The 18,515-nt window shown below is 73.3% G+C and carries 11 protein-coding genes; 4 read left to right on the forward strand and 7 right to left on the reverse strand.

What is annotated here, in order from left to right; translation table 11 throughout:
* Positions 1 to 1,230, reverse strand: a complete 1,230-nt coding sequence (locus LN042_RS33180; RefSeq protein ID WP_230055158.1) for a serine hydrolase domain-containing protein — start codon at positions 1,228 to 1,230, stop codon at positions 1 to 3.
* A 149-nt stretch (positions 1,231 to 1,379) separates the two neighbouring features.
* Between LN042_RS33180 and LN042_RS33185 the strand changes: the two genes are divergently transcribed.
* On the forward strand, positions 1,380 to 2,279 hold the full coding sequence (locus LN042_RS33185; protein WP_230055159.1) for a LysR family transcriptional regulator: 900 nt from the start codon (positions 1,380 to 1,382) through the stop codon (positions 2,277 to 2,279).
* A gap of 161 nt (positions 2,280 to 2,440) precedes the next feature.
* A complete protein-coding gene (locus tag LN042_RS33190) occupies positions 2,441 to 3,331 on the forward strand; it encodes a LysR family transcriptional regulator (RefSeq protein ID WP_230055160.1) in 891 nt (296 codons plus the stop codon).
* Positions 3,332 to 3,966: 635 nt separating this feature from the next.
* Here LN042_RS33190 and LN042_RS33195 read toward each other — a convergent pair.
* The 6 genes from LN042_RS33195 to LN042_RS38165 all read right to left on the reverse strand — a co-directional run bounded on the left by LN042_RS33195 (position 3,967) and on the right by LN042_RS38165 (position 16,961).
* A complete protein-coding gene (locus tag LN042_RS33195) occupies positions 3,967 to 5,811 on the reverse strand; it encodes a hypothetical protein (protein WP_230055161.1) in 1,845 nt (614 codons plus the stop codon).
* Positions 5,808 to 9,350: a DUF5682 family protein gene (locus tag LN042_RS33200; protein WP_230055167.1), complete on the reverse strand. Its 3,543-nt coding sequence runs from the start codon at positions 9,348 to 9,350 to the stop codon at positions 5,808 to 5,810. The genes LN042_RS33195 and LN042_RS33200 overlap by 4 nt, the downstream gene beginning before the upstream one ends.
* Positions 9,351 to 9,394: 44 nt before the next feature.
* The gene (locus LN042_RS33205; RefSeq protein WP_372495862.1) at positions 9,395 to 10,564 is read right to left on the reverse strand and encodes an ATP-binding protein; all 1,170 of its coding nucleotides are present in this window, start codon (positions 10,562 to 10,564) and stop codon (positions 9,395 to 9,397) included.
* Positions 10,561 to 15,627 (reverse strand): hypothetical protein, encoded by a 5,067-nt coding sequence (locus LN042_RS33210; protein ID WP_230055162.1) that lies wholly within the window; start codon positions 15,625 to 15,627, stop codon positions 10,561 to 10,563. The genes LN042_RS33205 and LN042_RS33210 overlap by 4 nt, the downstream gene beginning before the upstream one ends.
* The gene (locus tag LN042_RS33215; protein WP_230055163.1) at positions 15,624 to 16,478 is read right to left on the reverse strand and encodes a DUF4132 domain-containing protein; all 855 of its coding nucleotides are present in this window, start codon (positions 16,476 to 16,478) and stop codon (positions 15,624 to 15,626) included. Before LN042_RS33215 ends, LN042_RS33210 begins: the two co-directional genes overlap by 4 nt.
* Positions 16,479 to 16,655: 177 nt before the next feature.
* Positions 16,656 to 16,961, reverse strand: a complete 306-nt coding sequence (locus LN042_RS38165) for a restriction endonuclease (protein ID WP_372495863.1) — start codon at positions 16,959 to 16,961, stop codon at positions 16,656 to 16,658.
* 120 nt (positions 16,962 to 17,081) lie between these two features.
* Between LN042_RS38165 and LN042_RS33220 the strand changes: the two genes are divergently transcribed.
* Positions 17,082 to 17,753: a DUF1963 domain-containing protein gene (locus LN042_RS33220; RefSeq protein ID WP_230055164.1), complete on the forward strand. Its 672-nt coding sequence runs from the start codon at positions 17,082 to 17,084 to the stop codon at positions 17,751 to 17,753.
* A 40-nt stretch (positions 17,754 to 17,793) separates the two neighbouring features.
* The coding region (locus LN042_RS33225; RefSeq protein ID WP_230055165.1) for an SMI1/KNR4 family protein at positions 17,794 to 18,515 on the forward strand (722 nt) is incomplete at its 3' end.

The raw sequence follows: 18,515 nt of genomic DNA on the forward strand, positions 1-18,515 counted from the left end.
TCAGTCGTCGATCGACTGGTAGAGGGTGGTCCAGAAGTCGTGGATGAGCTGCGCCGAGTCCGGGGTGGACATCCCGACCTGAGTGAGAAGGATGCCGATGAGGTCGTTCTGCGGGTCGGCGTAGGTCGACGTCCCGCTGCCGCCGTCCCAGCCGAACTGACCGAGCGGCGCATAGTCGCCACGGTAGGTGCGCACGGCCATCCCGAAGCCCCAGCCGCCCTGCTGGCCCTGGCCGAATCCCACGTGGACGTTCTCGCGGGCCATGGCCTCCCGCGCGGCCTGCTGCTCGGGCGTGAGCCGATTGGTCGTCATCAGCTCGACGGCGGACCGGGACAGGATCCGCTCGCCGCCGTGCGTCCCGCCGTTGAGCAGCATCCGGAAGTAGGCGTGGAAGTCGTCGACGGTGGAGACCAGGCCACCGCCTCCGCCCTGGAAGGCCGGCGGCTTGCTGTGGCGTCCGCCCTCGGCCGCGTCCCAGACCAGGAACTCGCCTGTCGACGGGTCCGGGACGACCAGCGGCGGCAGCCGGTCCATCTTCTCGCCCGGGACGTGGAAGCCGGTGTCCCGCATGCCCAGCGGCTCGAAGACGCGCTCGCGGAGGAAGTCCTCGAACGGCCGGCCGGTGACCCGGGCCACCAGCACGCCCAGCAGGTCGCTGCTGATCTGGTACTGCCAGCGTTCGCCCGGCTGGTGCATCAGCGGCAGCGTGCCGAGGCGGCGCATCCACTCGTCCGGCTCCGGCATCGGCTCCGGCAGGTTGGGGGTGAGCCCCTGCTCGAAGACCGCGTCCATGATCGGGGTGCCCAGCGAGGTCATATCCATGCCGAGCCCGAACGTGGACGTCAGCACGTCCCGCACGGTGATCGGCCGCTTGGCCGGAACGGTCTCGTCGAGCGGGCCGTCGACCCGCTGCAGCACCTGGCGGTCGGCCAGTTCCGGGAGCCACTGCTCCACCAGGTCGTCGAACCGCAGACGGCACTCGTCGAGCAGGACCATCGCGGCGGCCATGGTCACCGGCTTGGACGTGGACGCCATCCGGAAGACGGTGTCCCGGCGCATCGGTGCGCCACCCTCGGGCGCCATCGTCCCGAGTGCCTCGACGTGCGTCCAGTCGCCCCGTCCGACCAGGGCGACCAGGCCGGGGATCTTCCCGGACTCCACGTGCCGCGTCAGCACGCCGCGCAGCCTGCGCAGCCCCGCTTCGGACAGACCGCTGGTGCGGTGGTTCATCTTCCATCTCCTTGTGTTGTGTGTGATGCCGGAGCCCGCTCTGCGGCGGGCGCGTCGGCGGCTTCCACCTTGGGGCCGGGCCCAGGGCCGATCAACGTAGAATCCGCGAACGGACCGATCACCGCCGTGTTATGAAGGGAGGTCCGCCCGTGGAGCTGCGGGACATCGAGATCTTCCTGACGCTCGCGGAAGAGCTGCACTTCGGTCGCACGGCGGACCGCCTCCATGTGTCGCAGGCACGGGTCAGTCAGGCGATCGCCCTGCAGGAACGACGCCTCGGGGGCCTGCTGTTCGACCGGTCGAACCGTCGGCAGATCCGGCTGACCCCCTTGGGGCGGCAGTTGCGGAACGATCTGCGTCCCGTTCACGACGGGCTGCGCGCCGGCCTGGAACGGGCCAGAATGGCGGCCCGCGGCGTTACGTCAGTGCTGCGGGTCGGGCTGCTGCCCTTCAACATCGCGGAACTGCACGTCTACTGGCGCGCGTTCCGGGAGCTACACCCACAGTGGGAACTGCAGCTGCGGCGTGCGCCCTACGTGGACCCGTTCGCCAGCCTCCGCGACGGCGTGGTGGACGTCCTGGTCGTCTGGCTCCCCGTCGAGGAACCGGACCTCACCGTCGGACCGCCGCTCTTCACGGACGCACGGCTGCTGGCCGTCTCCGCGGAGGACCGGTTGGCCACCCGGTCGTCCGTGGCCCTGGAGACGCTCGCGGATCGTCGGCACGCCACCGCTCCCCTGATGCCGGACTACTGGGAGGACGTGTACCTGCCCTTCCAGAGCCCGCGCGGCCGCCCCATCGAACGCAGCCGGACCATCACCAACAGCGACGACCTGATCCACCTGGTCGGCACCGGCGAGATCGTCCACAGCTTCCCAGCGCACGTCACCCGGTACTGGGCCATGACGCACGTCCGTTGGCTGCCCATCCGGGACCTGCCCCCGCTGACCTACGCCCTGGTGTGGCACACCGAGTCCGAGACCGCCGCCGTCCGCGCCTTCGCCGAGCTCGTCAAGGAACTGGGCCCCTTGGACTTCGCTCACCTCTGATCTCCCTGCTGCCTGCTCACGCCGCCCCCTCCGCTCACAGCCTGGCGCGGCACCGACGGGCGAACAACGGCGAACCCCGTAAGGCTGCGTTGACCCCGGGGTCAACGATCCGCGTTGTGTCGACGCGACGCCGACCGCTAGGTTCCCGACCAGGAGGAAGCATGGAACTGCGGGACATCGAGATCTTCCTGACGCTGGCCGAGGAACTGCACTTCGGACGGACGGCGGAGCGCCTGCACATCACGGCGTCCCGGGTCAGCCACGCCATCAAGAAGCAGGAACGCCGCATCGGCGCACCGCTCTTCGAGCGCACCTCGCGCACGGTCCGCCTCACCGCGCTGGGCCGGCAACTGCGCGAGGATCTGCTGCCCGCCCGCCAGCAGATCCAACAGGCCCTCGACCGGGCCGTCGCCGAAGCACGCGGCATCACCGGGGAGCTGCGCGTCGGCTACTCCACCCCCTGGTGCGCCGATCTCGTCCTGCGTGCGGCCGAGACCTTCCGCGGCCGACATGCCGGATGCACCGTGGCGGTCGGCGAGATCCAGTTCGACGACCCGTTCGGCCCGCTGCGTCGGGGCGAGTTGCACCTGCAGGTGAGCGAACTGCCCAGCGGCGAGGCGGGCATAGCCGACGGCCCGGTACTGTTCCGCGAGCCTCGGGCGCTGATGGTCCCGGCCGCCCATGCCTGGGCCGAACGCGCCAGCGTGTCGCTGGAAGACCTGGCCGACGCACCGCTGATCACCCCGCGGGGCGACATCCCCCAAGCCGCGCTGGAGATCCACCTGCCCATCCGCACCCCCTCGGGCCGCCTGATCCCGCGCGGCCCCCGCTACACCTTCTGGTCCGAGGTCCCCGCCCTCGTCGCAGCCGGTCTCGGCGTCTCGGTCGTCGCGGTCCGCGCCGCCCGCTACCACGACCGGCCCGGCATCGCGTTCGTCCCCTTCCGCGACGGCCCCACCCTCGACTACGGCGTGCTGCTGCCCAGCTCCGGCCCCTCCCCCGCCGCCCGGGCCTTCATCGACAACATCGCCCCACACTTGCCGCCCACCTAATCGTCGGCCGCACCACGTCACGGGTTCTCGGCGGTACCGGCGTCCGCGGGCGGATCATCTGGCTCCCGGTCGGTGTCCGTGGTCCGCCGGTAGTGGCCAGTGCGGGTCCCCCGAAAGGTAGCTGACCACGCAACAGAACGAGCCGGCACTCGGTATCCCAAGTACCGGCTCCCACAGCCGACTTCACAGTCGGGACGACAGGATTTGAACGTGCGACCCCTTGACCCGCGCGGTCGAAAGGAGGTGACGGGCCGTCCGCTCGGTCCGGAAACCGCAGATCAGGGCCTACTTCGTCCAGCGCGCATGATGCTTGGTCACACCTCATGACGCCCAGTCCGTGAGAGGCATGTGAGAGGTCGGCGAGCCGAAGTGAGCTCTCTCACTGCGGCTCACCAGCGAGTGTGGCGGCGCTGCCGATAAGCCTGCACCGAGTCGCCGTGCTGACACGACCAGCTACTGGAGCAAGCCCATCCGGGCTTGCCAAGGTTCCAAGCCACGACGTCGAGAATCCGCAGTCTCGTCACGACACTGATCTGGGATCAGCGACGTCTCCCGCAAGCCCTGCCTGCGCTGCCCGTGCCGCTGACCTCCGCTGACGCCACCGCCCGGCTCGGGGCAACGCCGCACCACGGCCCTCACCGCGGGGCGTTCCAGGAGTCCGCGCACAGTGCCGTGGTCATCTCCTCCTGGTAGCAGGCCGCGGCGAGCCAGGCCGTCGCGAAGGCGACGTGGTCGTCGGTGAGCAGGCGACCGAACACGTCGCGCTCCTGGTCCGCCGCGGCCGCGTGGAGCGCGGCGAGGAGGTGCTCCGCCGTGCCGAGACCCGCGGCGCGCAGTCGGCGTCCTTCGGCGGCGCCCTGGGCGAGGCGTGCGGTCAGGGCTCTGCGGCCGCTGGTGACGACCTGTTCCAGTTGGCGGACCAGGAGGTGGAGGGGCGGCTGCGGGGGTGGGGTGGTTTGTGAGACGGGGGGCGGCTCGACCCGGTCCGACGGCAGGTCTGCCCGCTGGAGGCGTTCCAGGCCGAGGCTGATCCGGTGGTGGGACTCGCTCGGCAGGGTGAGCACGGACCCGGTTCGCCCCGGGGCGGTGCCGGCAGCCAGCAGCCGGATCCTCGGGGAGGCTGCCCGCTCCAGGCGGCCGATGATGCGCAGGTGCAGGCCGGGCGCGGAGGCGAGCAGCGCGAGGTTGCTGCCGAACGCGAGCCGCGGATGGTCCTGGGCGGGGAGCAGGGCCACCGTCAACCCCGCGCAGTCGGCCAGTAGTTGGGTTGCGGCATGGCCGGGGATGGTGCCGGGTCCGAGTACGGTGACGTCGAGGAACAGCAGCTCCGACCCGGCCGGCCGAAGCTCGTGGGGTGTCCGCTCCGCGGTCAGGGCGCGTTGGACCTGGGCGTGGAGCGGTTCCTCCCAGAGCCGGGCAACGGGCGGCTGGTGCCAGTCGACACCGGCGGCACGCACCGCCCGGACCTTGGCGCCGGCGCCGAGGCGCCCGGAGACGGTGCGGGTGGCGTCCTGGACGACCAGGCCGGCCCGGGTGAGCTCCCGGTGCGAAAGGGTCGCGTCGCCGAGCCGGACCGGACGGCCCGCCGCGGCCTGGGCGCCCTGCGCGGCCTCGGCCGGGTCGGCATGCGGGGTGACGTCGGAGACCGTGGCGAGCCGACCGTCGGCATCCGTGACCCAGACCGCGACCCCGGCGTGGGTGGAGGTCACGACGGGTTCGGCGAACAGTCCGTACAGGCGCAGGGCACCGACCTCCTGGTACGTCTGCCGCGGGGTGCCGCGCAGGGTCCGGGGCGGGGCCGTGGTGGCTTCGAGCAGTTCGCGGTGGGCGGCGGCCAGGTCGGCGAGGCGGTGGTCGGGTGCTGCGGCACGGGCGGCTCGCAGCCGGGTGACCACGGTGGTGGCGAGGGCGGCCGGCCGGTGGAGGCCGAGCAGGCGGGCCTGGTGCGCGGTGCGCAGCAGCTCGGCCTGCAGCACGCTCCCCGCGCCGCTGCTGCCCGCGGCGAGGCAGTCGGCCGCGGCCCGGTGCAGGCGGTCGACGGCCTCGGCCTCGGCCGGGGTGAGTCCTTCTCCGGCCGGGGAGTCGGCGGACGGTTCGGCGGGCGGTTCGGCGGCTGGTGACGACTGGTCGCGCTCTTCCGTGGCCTTCGTGGACGGTGGTTCCGCCTCGGCTGCCGCCAAGGGCGCGACCGTGACGGCGGCGGCGCGGTGCAGGCAGGCGGGGGCGAGCAGGCACTCGCACCGGATGTCTGCGGCCGTCCGGACCACGCCGCCCGGGGCGTGCAGGATCAGCACGGCCTCCTCGTCGACCTGGACGCTCCATTCGTCGCCCGTCCGCGAGGTCGGCCGGTCGGCAAGCTTGGCGGCCGCGCCGTCGAGCCGCTTCTGGAGCCTCGCCGACAGGGCCGACACCACCTCTGCCGCGACGTCGGCCGGTACCGAGGGCCAGTGGGCCGAAAGCGACGCCTGAGTGTCTGTCAACGGATCTTCTCCCCCACCCAGCGGGCCAGTTCCTGCGGGCTCAGCGCGGCCACCGGCATGCCCGCCGCCACGAGTTGTTCGGCGACCGCCCTCGAGTAGCGCGGCTTGCCGGTGTCGTCGAGGGCGGCGCACCCGAGCAGGTGGCACCCTTCGCCGATGAGCGTCCGGGTCTCCCCGAGCAGCCCGCCGAGCGGGTAGCCCTCCTCGAAGTCGCTGACCACCGCGATCAGGGTGCGGGACGGAACCGTGACCAGCTCGCGCGCGTACCGGAGACCGGCCGCGATGTGCGTCCCGCCGCCGACCCGGACCTCGAGGAGCAGGCCCAGGGGGTCGTCGACGCGTCCGCTGAGATCGAGGACGCTGGTCGAGAAGGCCACGAAGTGTGTGGTCAGGGACGGCACTCCGGCCAGGATCGACGCGGTCAGCGCGGCCCAGATGGTGGAGGCCTCCATCGAGCCGGACACGTCCACGACGAGGACCAGGCGCCAGTCGTTGGCCCGGGTGGCCCTGGTCCGGAAGACGGGCCGTTCCGGGACGATCAGGGTGGTCCCTCCCTCCCCCGGCCGCGCGGTGCCGAGGTTGGCCCGGATCGTGCGGTCGAGGTCGAGGCGGCCGCCCCGGCGGTAGCTGGGTCTGGGCAGTGAGAGGCCGGTCAGGGCCGGGCGCAGTGTGCTGGCGAGCTCTCGCGACAGCTCGTCCACCAGCCGCTTGACCAGCGGACGGAGGGCGGCGAGACGTGCCTCGGGCAGGCCCCCCGCGTGCTGCAGAACGGTGCGCAGCAGTTCGACGGAGGGGCGCACGGCCTCCGGGGCGAGCGCCTCCAGGACGTCCCTGCGGCCCTGGGCGGCCGCGGCGGCGAGGACCTCCTCGCGGATTCCCGGGCCGAAGAGGGCTGCCAGTTCTTCGGACCACTCGCGGACCCCCGGGTACGGGGCCTCCCGGCCGCCGCGGCCGCCGCCGGTCAGGCTGGGGCCGGATCCCTCGCCGCGGCCGGTGCCGTAGAGCTCGTCGAGCGCGGTGGCGATTCGGGCGGCCTGCCCGGTCAGGCCCGCGCCGCTGCCCTGGCGTCCCAGGAGCAGGCGCCACCGGTCGGTCGGCGGGAGAGCGGACGCGGGGGTGTGCGCGGGACGGGTCGGACGCGCGAACGGGGTGGTCGGCGCCGGAGGGACCATCATGGCCTGGGGTGCCCGGGGCAGCAGGCCCCTGGCAGTGAGGAGTTGACCAGCCGCCAGGTCGGCTTTGGTCCAGGCGGCCAGGGTGGCCGGGTCGAGCATGGCGGGTAGGGCGTCGACCTGTTCGCCGAGCCCTTCCTCGACGGTGTCGAGCAGCCGGTCCCGGGCGGCGGGGCTGAGTGTGTCGAAGCCGCCGCGCAGCGCGGGCAGCCGGTCCAGGAAGCCGTCGTCGGACAGTTCGGCGATGCGTGTCAGGAGTGGTTCGAGTGCCTCCGGGGCGGCGGTGAGCAGGCCCTCGGCTGCGGTGAGCAGGCCGGTGAGGGCGCGGCTGAGCGCGGCCCGGCCGGCCGGGGTGGTGGCGCCGTCCACCCAGGAGGCGATCCGGTCACCGAAATCGGCTGGCTGCTGGTGGCCCAGCAGCACCCGGGCGGCTCCGGCCGCACCCCGGATCAGCGGCGAGCCGTCGTCGGCCAGGTGCTGGAGGGTGCGGCCGAGCCGGATGCCGCCTTGAGTGTCGGCCCGGCGGGCGAACTCCACCAGCGCCCGGGCGTCGGCGGGGTCGTCGGAGCCGGTGATGCCTTCGAGGCCCCGGATGGCGGCGGTGGTGAGCAGTTCGCGGGCATCGGCGGCCGGGCCGGTCAGGGGCGCGACCGCCTCGTGACCGGCGATGTGCCCGGCCGTCAGGCGGTCGAGCAGGGCGAGCCCGTCGAGGAGTTCGGCGAGGCTTGCCACCGCCGGTGCCTCGTCCGCGAGTTGGACGAGCCGGGTGCCGGTCAGCGCCGGCAGGGCGCACCCGGCCGCGGCGGCCAGACCGTCGATGATCTGGCGGGCGGTCGAGCCGCCCTCCGCGTGCTCGCGGCGCAACCGTTCGCGGAGCGTGCCCTCGGCGGCCTGGCTCGGCGTCACGCCGCGCATGCCGGCGACGGTCAGCATGGCGGCGACCGCGGGCGTCCACCGTACGCGCCAGCGCGAGCCGAGCGCGTCGGTGCCGCCGGCACCGGTGACGGCGATCCGCTCGCCGTACGGCACGCCACAGGCCTCGAGGCGGCGCAGCAGGAGTTCGCGGCGGGCGTCGAGCGGCGAGCGGAGCGGGTCGAGGCGAAGCTCGCGCGCCGACGGCTCGGCCGCGTCCGCCGGACCCGGCAGGCCGAGTTCGGCGAGGAGCGCCTCGACGGCGGGGCTGAGCCCGGTGCGGGGGGCGGCCGGAGTGGGGCTGCCGGTACGGGTGCCGACCAGGACCCGCTCGAGAGCCCGGGCCACGGCCCGGCCGCGCCCGAGGGGCTCCCCTTGGGCCAGTACGGTCTGCACGGCCTCGACCAGCTCGCCGCGGCCGGGCGCCGGCAGCCCGCGCAGCCGGGCCAGATCGCCCGCCACGCGGACGATCTCGCGGGCGTCGGCGGGCCCGGCGGGGTGGCCCTGGCCGCGCAGTGCGTCGCAGATCCGGACGGCGGTGCGGGTGAGTTCCGCGGCGAGGCGGTCCGGGTCTCCTCCGGCGGCCAGCACGGTGTGCTGCCACTCCGGGTCACGGATCCCGGCGGGGTAGCCGGAGCGGGCGTCGAGCAGCGGGTAGGTGTACGGGATCAGCGAGATGACCTGCCGCACCGGCTCCGCGGGCGGACTCGGCCGCCGGTCGGGGTCGTCGGCGCCCGGGCCGCCGGCTCCGGGTGCCACCGGGGCGGTGGGTGCCGCCGGGCTGTCGAGCAGGGCCGGCGCGTGGAAGGCCCCGACGACGACGGCGACCCGGCGCCCGTCGGCACAGGCGGCGCGGACGCGGTCCCGCATCCACTCCTCCCGGTACAGGTCGAGGGGGTCGATGGTCCCGGCGTCCTCGCGCAGCGCCCAGCCGACCAGCAGTGCCGCCCGGCGCACTTCCTCCGGCGCACAGCCGGGGGCGAGGGCCTCGACCAGGCGGTCCCACAGGTCCTCGTCCTGTCGTCCTGTCAGTCGGCGGCGCAGTGCGTCCGCGAGTCCTCGTGCACGGGCCTCGCTGCCGCGTCCCTGGGCGGTGCGTCGCGCCAGCGGAAGGTCGCAGGCGACGGCCGGCACCCCGTGGCGGGCCGCCCAGCGCAGGGCGGCGAGCTCGGGCGAGAAGTCCGCGAACGGGTAGAAGGCCGGGCCCGGGCCCTCTTCGGCGGCCGCGGCGGTGAGGGCCACCGGTGCCTTGGTGTGCTCGTCCGCCAGCAGGCCGAGCCAGGGCTGGAACTCCTCGGGCAGTTCGACGAGCAGCACCTCCGGCCGGTGCGCATCGAGGAGGGCGGGCAACACGGTTGCGAGCGACGGGGCGTGGTGGCGGACCCCGATCAGGTAGGGCCCGGGGGTCCCTGCTCCCGAGGCGGCGAGCCTCCCCCAGCCTTCGGCCGGGGGGATCCCCGTGGCCTCGGCTGGTGCGCGGACATCGGTGGTCACGGCGGTCAGTCCTCCAGCGCCGAGCGCAGGTCCCACAGGGTGCGCCAGGTCGCCGCGCCCTGCTCGGCGCGGCGGCGGACCGCGCCGTCCCAGTAGCCGAGCAGCCGGGCGGCGTCGGCGGGATCGTCCTTGCGGACCACCCCGACCAGCTGACCCGGCAGGCGGCCGAGGATGTCGCCGTCGCCGTCCAGGTAGGCGGCGGTGACGCCGAGGGCGGTGGCCACCGACACGGCCTCGGCGGTACTCATGACCGTGGAGGGCCGCTCGACGTCCCACCCCTCGACGGAACGGCCGGTGCGCAGATCGCGGAAGGCCGTGACCAGGGCCTCCAGCACGGCGTCATCCACCGCGTACGGCGCACCCGCTCGGCTGACGGCAGCCGTGGACTGGCGCCGGACCAGTTCGACCTCGGCGTCGAGATCGCCGATCGGGCCGACCGTCTCGAAGTTGAAGCGCCGCTTGAGGGCGGCGGACATCTCGGAGACGCCCTTGTCCCGTAGGTTGGCGGTGGCGATCAGGGTGAAGCCGGGGACGGCATGCAGCTGGCCGTCCCCGCTGCCGGCGAGCTCCGGAACGGCGATCCGCCGCTCGGAGAGCAGTGAGACCAGGGCGTCCTGCACCTCTGGCAGGCAGCGCGTGACCTCCTCGACACGGGCGACCGCACCTGTGGACATCGCGGTGAGCACGGGCGAGGGCACCAGGGCCTCGCGGCTCGGGCCCTTGGCGAGCAGGAGCGCGTAGTTCCAGCCGTACTTGAGCTGGTCCTCGGTGGTGCCGGCGGTGCCCTGGACGGTGAGGGCGCTGGTGCCGCAGACGGCGGCGGCGAGCAGCTCGGAGAGCATCGACTTGGCGGTGCCGGGTTCGCCGACCAGCAGCAGGCCGCGCTCGCCGGCCAGGGTGACCACGCAGCGCTCGACCAGGGCGCGCTCGCCGACGAACTTCGGCTCGATGGACATGCTCCGGCGGCCCTGCTTGAGCTTCTCCCCGCCACTGCCCAGGACGAAGGTCACCACGGCGCGCGGGGTGAGCCGCCACCCCGGCGGGCGCGGGCCGGAGTCGTATCCGGCGAGGAACTCCAGTTCGGCGGCGTACCTGTCCTCTGGCAGGACGTTCTGGCGGTCGGGCGCGGTGGCGGTCATGTCCCCTTCTCGGTGCTGTGCGTGCTGCGCGCTCATCGGCGGCCTCTCCTGCGGGTGTTGGTGGTGAGCTGTTCGTAGCCGGGCCGGTCGCCGTCGGCGACCCGCTGCCAGGCACGGGCGAACAGCTCGGGCGCCGCGAGCTGCGGCAGGATCGCCGAGTGGGGCGGGATCTCGTACAGGCCGGCCTTCCAGGTCTCCACGGGCAGGCCGGGCGCCTTGGCCTCCTGCCAGCCGCCGGGCAGGAAGAGGCCGCGGCCGGCCCGGGCCCGCTTGGCCTCCAGGACGAGGTCGGTCGCGGCGAGTTCGGCCCGGGCGCGCTTCAGCCGGGCGGGCTTCCAGCCGGTCCAGCGGGCCGTGTTGCGGTCGGTCGGGTCCGGGAGGGCGAGCAGTTGGAGGTAGAGGGCGGCCGCGTCCTCCCCGAGCCCGTGGCTCTTGGCCACCTCGGTGACCAGGGCCGGAGCGCTGCGCTGCGGGTTCTGCGCCCAACCGGCCGGTTCGCCGGCCGTGCAGCCGTGGGCGGTCAGCCGGGCCAGTTCGTCGCCCAGCAGCGCACGCAGGGCGGGCAGTTCGTCCCGGGAGTAGTAGCCGGCCACCAGCCCGCCGAGCAGGTCGAACAGCGGGTCGTCCGCGCCGGTCAGCGCGGCGGGCCGCAGGTAGGGGACCTCGCCGTAGCGACCGGGAGCGAGGACCAGCGCCTCGCCGCATGCCACCAGACCGTCGCTGCCCGCGCCACCCTGCTCGGGAAGGCCGAAGTGGCCGCGCAACACGGCCGCCAACTGCTGGTCGCGGACGGTGGATTGCACGTCGAGGCCGATCAGCAGGCCCGGATCGGCGAGCCGCCTGCGGACGGCCGCCAGCGCCTCCGGAAGGAGCGGACGCAGTTGGTCCCCGTACGGCAGGTGGTGGGCCAGCCAGCGCAGGGCGCTGACCGCCGAGGCCAGGCCCTGCGCGCCGGGGAGCGCGTCCGGGTCATCGGGCACCAACTCGACGCCCTGATCCGTCTGGCGGACCCGCTGGGTGGTGACCCGGGACAGCCAGGCCGTGTTCGCCGGGTTGAGGACCGCCTCGATCGCGAGGACATCCGCGCCGTTGACGGTGGTCTGTGCCTCCTCGGGGAGCGTCAGCAGTCGCCCGCGGCGCTCGACCCACCGCGCCGCGGCGTCATCCGTCTGCAGGCCGGTGCTCCACAGCCGAGCCGGGTCGGCGGGCAGCAGTGCCGCCAGGACGGCCTCGCGGTCGGTCCGGTCGACCGAGTGCAGCCACTGCCGGGCGGCCTTGGCCTGCGTGGCCTTCAGCCCGTACAGCGCGAGTTGCTCGGCCGTGAGGACGTCGTTCGACCAGGTGAGCAGCCCCGGGGGCTGGGCGAGCAGCAGCGTGGCGCGGGCCCGTCCGATCCCGGTGGCCGCGCCGAACTCCTCCGCCTGCTCGGGCCGCCAGGCGATCCGGCCGTGCTGCTGGAGCAGGGCGGTGAAGCGGGCGATCCAGTCGGCCGTCAGGTCGTCGCGCACCCGCCGCTCCCGGACCAGGCCGAAATGGGCGACCGCCGCGAACTCGCCCGACGGGTCGTGGTCCACCGCGTCCCAGTGCACCTCGTGCCCGTAGCGGCGGCAGGCCAGCACCACGACCGTGCGGTCGCCGTTGCGCAGCACCTGGCCCACCCGTGCCGCGGCGGTCTTGGAGGCCGACTGGTTGTTCTGGTTCTGCTCGCTGAGCGTCACCTGACGCAGCGTCGGCCCACGGTCGGCCAGCCAGCCCCGGGTCAGCTCGGTCAGCAGCAGGACCAGCGCGTGCCGGGCCTGCTCGCCGGTGGCCTGCGAGGCCGCGGCCAGGGCCATCGGGGCCGTGCGGCCCAGCAGGTGGACCCAGCCGTGGTACTCGCTGCCGCCGTGCAGCTCGAGGCGTTCGGCGTCGGTCGACCAGCCGGTCGGCCCGGCCTTCGGGCCGGCGGCCAGTAGCCCGGTGACAGCCCGGAGGTTGGCGAGCAGGTGCCACTGGTCGCCGGAACGGTTCCAGAGGGAGCCAAAGCCCTCCAGGCTGCCGAACACGCCCTGGACCGCCTCGCGCAGCACCCCGTCGTGGCCGGACTCCGGCTGGTACGCGGCGGGCACGGCACGGCCGTCCGCTCCGACCGGCTCCTCCGCCTCGGGCTGCGGCAGCGGCGCGTAGCGGGCGGCCCGGGTCGCGGTCTCGGTGGCCATCCGGGCGAGCCCGGCCACACCGGCGATCAGCAGCGGGTCGGTCAGCCCCGGCAGGACCCTGGCGGCCGCCTCGACCGGGACGGCCTGGGTCGCCCGGCTGCCTGCGACCTGCCGGGGAACACCCTGGATCAGCAGCAGCTCCGGACGGTGCGGCCGGGTGGCGTCGTCGGCGTCCACCGGCCACGCGGCCTCGATGAGTTCCGCCGCTCGACCGTCCGTCACTGCGCGCAGCACCCGCGAGCCCTGCTCGTCGCGGGGGCGCAGCGCGTGCCAGTGGTCGAGCGGCGGTACCAGCGCCGTTCCGGCGGCGTGCAGCTGGCCGGGGTGGGCGGTGGTGAGCTCCGCGAACGCGTCGGCCGCGCGGCCGGTGCCGTCCACCGGACCGAGCGCGACGCCGCGGTGCGAGGCGACCATCATCAGGGCGGCGCCGTCGGGCAGGTCGAGGCGGCCCGCCGGGTGGCCGGCGGCGCCGGGGGCCTGCGTCGACAGGGTGACGCGGCGGCCGTCCACGCCGTGGAACACCACCTGGGAGGCGTCGGAGCGCACCGAACCGCCGAGCACGGTGCCGTCGGTGCCGAGCGGGCTGCGCTCGAGCCCCGGCTGCACCGGGAGCAGCCTGCAGTGCTCCGGCTGGAGCGTGCCGGTGGCGTCGCCCGCAGCGGTGAAGAGGGGCGGGACACCTGCGCGGCCGTGGGTTCCCGTCAGGGGGTCGTACTCGACGAGCGCGGTGCGGCCGCCGGTCTGGCGCAGGGTCCAGTAGCCGACGCCGTCGCCGAGCACCTGGTGCTCGGGCGGCAGGGCCGTGTCCCCGGCGTGCAGCACGCGGCCGCCGGTGGCCCGGCCGCCCTGCGGCAGCGGCAGCGACGTCGGGTTGATGCTGTGGGCCCCGTAGTACCCGCCGGCCAGCCGCTCGCCGGTCAGCTTGAACACCTGAGCCGGCCGGCCGGACCAGTACGCCCGCTGCTCGCCCTCCTCCCACCAGACGACCAGCAGCTCGCCGTCCACGTAGCGCTGGCGCGGACGGTTCCAGTGGGACGCCGTCGCGGGCGTGCGCAGCTCGTGCTCGAGCAGGATGCCCTGCGGGCCGACCACCACCGCCTTGTGCTGGCGCACCAGGACCAGTGCGGGCCAGGCGTCCTCGATCCGCAGGTCGTTCCGGTTGGCACGGCCGGGAACGACGCCGGTCTTGGCGTCCTCGTAGCCCAGACGGAGGAGCCCCTCTTCCAGGGCGGGCCAGCCGAGCTCGTCGAAGATGCCGGCGCGGAGGGTGCGCCCGAGCAGGGCGGCGACATCCAGCCCGGCGATGCGGGCGGCGGCAGCCGGGTTGGCCTCGATGATGGCCGGCCGAACGGGCCCGAGCGCGACCAGCAGGCTGTGGGCTCCGGCCAACCCGCGCGCGGCCAGCAGCTCCTCCGCCCGGTCGTCGGCCCATTGCGCGAACAGTGCCTGAAGCGCCGGGTACTGGGCGATGAGCGGCCCGAGCCGGCCGGCGTCACTCGACCGCCAGACCGGCGGGATGGCGTTCTGCAGCGCCCCGCGGAAGCGCGGGTCGGCCGCCACGGCCGCCAGGTTCCGTCGGCCCGGGCCTCCCTGGGCCAGCCAGGCGCCGAGGTTGAGGGACATGATGGGCGGCGGATCGGCGACCGGCACCCGCTCGGCGAGCAGCAGGTCGAGGAGATTGAGTGCGGTCGGGTGGTTGTGGGTCAGCTCCACCGCGACGCCCTCGGCCCGCAGCCGGTCCACCATCCGCGCGGCCAGCTCGAGTGTGGCCCCACAGCCGGGACGCGAGCGCCAACCGCGGTTGACGTGCGCGGCCCACCGCTGCAGCCAGCGGGCGGCGGGCTCCGCTCCGGTAGCCTGCGGGTCCGTCAGGAGCAGTTCCGCGCCGCTCTCCCGGAGGATCTTCAGCCACTCCTGGTCGGTGGTGGCATGGTCCTTCGAGCCGGGCGGGGTCGGCAGGATCTCCAACAGCCGTGCCCGGACCGCCTCGTCGCCACGAGCCAGCTCGATCAGCGTTCCACGCCACGACTTCCACACCGCGGCGGGGGAACGACCGATGGCCGGTGACGACAACAGCTCACGGAGCAGGATCCGTTCCTGCTCCCGCTGGTCGAGCCCCGCGGCCTTTTTGATCAGCAGCCGAGCGTCCTCGGCGATCCCCGCGTACGGGGCCATTCCCGCCGCCGAACGCTCCGCGCACAACTGGCGGAACCGCTGCCACGCCGTCAACGCGTCCAGTCGTCCGGCGAGGTCCTTCACGTACTGCCGCAGCGCCTTGACGGTCAGTGCGCCGCCCAGGGCGAACTCCAGGAAGACGGCACGCAGCCGCTCCTCGTCGATCTCCAGGTTGAAGGTGCGCTCGGCCTCCCGTGCCTTGCCGAAGAACGTGGCCGCGTACGTCTGGTTGCCCTGCTCCAGGAAGATCCGCCCGACCTGCTCGCAGTAGGTGGGCAGGAAGTGCGGTACCGCGCGCCCGAGGCGGACGGCCAACTCCTCGAAGCCGTCCTTGGCGTTGCCGGGCTTGGACTTGATCTGGCGGGCGAGGCGCTCCATCTCCTTGACCACGGCCAGCGCGTGGTGTCCGTTGGCCGGGTCGTGAACCAGCGCCCAGGCGGGGAACCCGAGCGCCTCCTGCCGGACCTGCCCCACCTCGACCGGCTCACCGAGCGGGATCAGGTCGAGGAACTCCAGGGCGAGGTCCTCCGCAGGACCGAGTGCGCCGGGAACCAGCCGGACCACCGTACGCCCGTCCAGACCCGGGTGCCGATAGCTGCGGGCGGTGAGGACATCCACGGTGCTGTCGAGGCCGTCGGCTGCCGTCACCGCACCGACCTGCAGAACGGCTCCAGCGTCGAGCAGGCGCTCGTAGTACTGGTCGTCGCTCGGCTTCCTCGTCGTCATGCCGACTCCTCCCCCTCGATCGTGCGGCCTGCGTACAGCGCGGCGGCCATCCGCATGCCCTCGGACCAGGCCACCCGGCCCACCTCGGAGAGCGGCACCAACCGCCCGTCCGGCGCCGCCCAACTGAGCGGGCCGGTCTCGCACTCGTCGTACTCGTAGTAGTCGCCCACCCACAGGCGGGCCTCCAGCAAGCGGCCGTCCTCGACCAGCGGCACCACCGCGTGTCCGCCGCGGATGCGGTATCCGAGCCGGGCACAGCGGCCGACCAGCTCGCGGAGCTCCTTGTAACGGCCGCCGGCGTAGGTGTCGACCTGCGTCGCCTTCGGGTCGAAGTCGGCAGGGCGGTGCCAGACCTCACGGTGCAGTTGCCGGAGTTGCTGCGTGACGCCCAACTCGACGGCGAACTCCCGCAGTTCGTCCAGGTCCTCCAGCAGGACCGGGTGCGGCACGCGGACCTCGGTGTCGGCCAGGCGGACCGTGTCACCGTCCAGGTCGACCACGCCGATGCCACGCTCCGGATCGGCGTCCCGGAGGAAACCCGCGACAGAGCCGTCGCCGCCCGTGACGACCAGATCGCGCAGCACCTCCTGCCACGCATCGTCGGCCCACACCGCGGTGATCACGGCGGCGGGAACCGGCAACGAGCGGACCATCCACCGCTCGACATCCGCCAGGCACTGCCTCTGGTGCGCGTCGAGCCACTCCGCGAGCCGCCGCAGCTCCACCACGGCCGGGTCGTCCTTGAGTTTCGACGGCACCGTCTTCAGTCGACGGCCGGCCGCATTCCTGCACGCGACCTTCCCGTCCGGTTCCAGGGTGACCTCGTAGTCACCCGCTGCCAGCCACGCCACGACAGTGCCCTCCCAGCTGCTGTTCCCGAGCTGGCGAGAAACGTAGCGGCCCCCTCGGACAAACGATCACGCAGCTCCTGACGGAGAAATGAGCGTGTACCGTCCCAGGCCCGAAGCGCCACCACCGTCGCTGCCCGACTCACTCAACGCTGCCGTCCGATCCAGGCCGCGCAACTTTCAGCCCAGCCAAGCACTCCGTCCCGTCCAGACCCTGCCCTGCCCTGCCCCGCCCTGCCCTGCCGAGCGCATCTGCGGGGTCCCGCCCATGCCACCACGGAACGTCGACCCCAACACCTGGATGACTTCTGGTCTGGCGACATGTCCGTGCAGCTGATTCCCAGGAGGCCTCGAGCACCGCTTGCACTGCAGCACGACCCGCCGGCCAACCATGTCGCCGGCGATCACGTCCGTCCCCGGATCGCCGGCACCGCCCGAGCGCAGCCCTTCGCTGCAGCCGTCCCGGTTGAGGAGCCCGCGGCACATTGGCAGGCTTCCTCACGCAGAACGAACTGTGCCTCGACTCGCGCCGCATCTGGGCGGATTCGTGACCACGCTTCAAGGTAGGCCGAGAGGTGTCAGCAGCCTGTCGTACAGTCGCCAGCTGTGACGACGACCCTGATGACGTACGCGGGCACCACCGAGCCCGACGCGCTCGCCACCCGCACCGGCGGGGTGCCCCTGGCTCCGGCTGGGAGCGCCTGGCCGCAGTGCGCCACCTGCGATGGACCGATGCAGTTCCTGGCCCAGGTACTCCTCGACGACCTCGGCCGCCACGCGGGCCAGGGCCCTACCGAGGGACGGGGCGTTCTCGCCCTGTTCATGTGCCAGAACGATCCGGGCATGTGCGACGAGTGGGAGCCGCAGGCGGGCGGTAACCAGGTGCTGCTCTTTCCTCCGGCGGCCGCGCTCCAGCCGATCCCGGTGCCCGCATTGGACGAGGACGACGACCAGGAGCCGGTCCTGCTCGGCGCGGTGAGCGCCGTCGCGTACGAGGCCTCATCGACGGCAGCGGATTACGACCAGGCTTACGAAGAGTGGGCGAGCCAACCGGGCCGGACCCCTCTGGACATCCTCGGCCAGTTGGGCGGGCAGCCCGCGTGGCTGCAGCACGACGAAACCCCAGCCTGCCCGACCTGCGCACGGGAGATGAGCCTCGTCGTCCAACTCGAGGAAGGACGGGACCACACCACCGCGATGAACTTCGGCGGCCGCGGCCAGGCCTACGCGTTCGCGTGCGAGCCCTGCACACAGGCCGTGTTCCTGTGGCAGTGCTGACCGCAGCAACATCCCGAATCCGAGCGGATAGCCGAACCGCGTGAAGCAACTACGCGCGCAGTTCGGGGAACCTACCTGCTGGGGTTGGGCCAGGCCCGCGATCTGGAATGCCAGTGAGCGGTACCTCGGATTCCGGCTGCCGGTTGCCTTCAAGGCGTTCCTCGATCTGTACGGCCCCCCGGCTCGGTGGCGGTTACCTGACGATCGATTGACCGATGGACACCACACCGGCCGAGCTGGAGCGCCACTGGGGCCGCCACCCGAGCGCCCAGGCTGGTACGGCGAGATCGCCGAGGCCTGGTGGGAGGTGGACGAGTCCGACGTCGCCTCAGGCGTGCTGCTGCTATGGGGAAGCGACGAGCATGGCAGCCGGTACTTCTTCCGCGCGGTCGAGGACGATCCCGCGGAATGGCGGTTCGTCATCAGCAATGACGAAGGCGCGTGGTTCGAGACCGCCGGAACGTTCACCGAGTTCCTGGTGCGCTGCTTCCACCAAATCGACCGCCCCGACTTCATCGACCCCGCTGGCCTCGGCCGGGTGCACGTTACGAGTCCCGCCCGTGACCAGCGCCCGGTGGCCCGGACCGCCCGACCGGCCGGGCGGGGACCCACGATTACTGGGCGTTCAGCCGAGAGCTTCGAGACGACCTGCTGCTGCCGTTACCGCCGAAGGAGGTTGGTCAGTAATGACCTGACGCCGCACCAGGAGCGGCCGCGCAACGAATTGAGCTGCGGCCGCCTCATCATCTCCCGAATCATCCG

It is taken from the genome of Kitasatospora humi (assembly GCF_020907985.1).
In the GTDB taxonomy this organism is placed as follows: domain Bacteria; phylum Actinomycetota; class Actinomycetes; order Streptomycetales; family Streptomycetaceae; genus Kitasatospora; species Kitasatospora humi.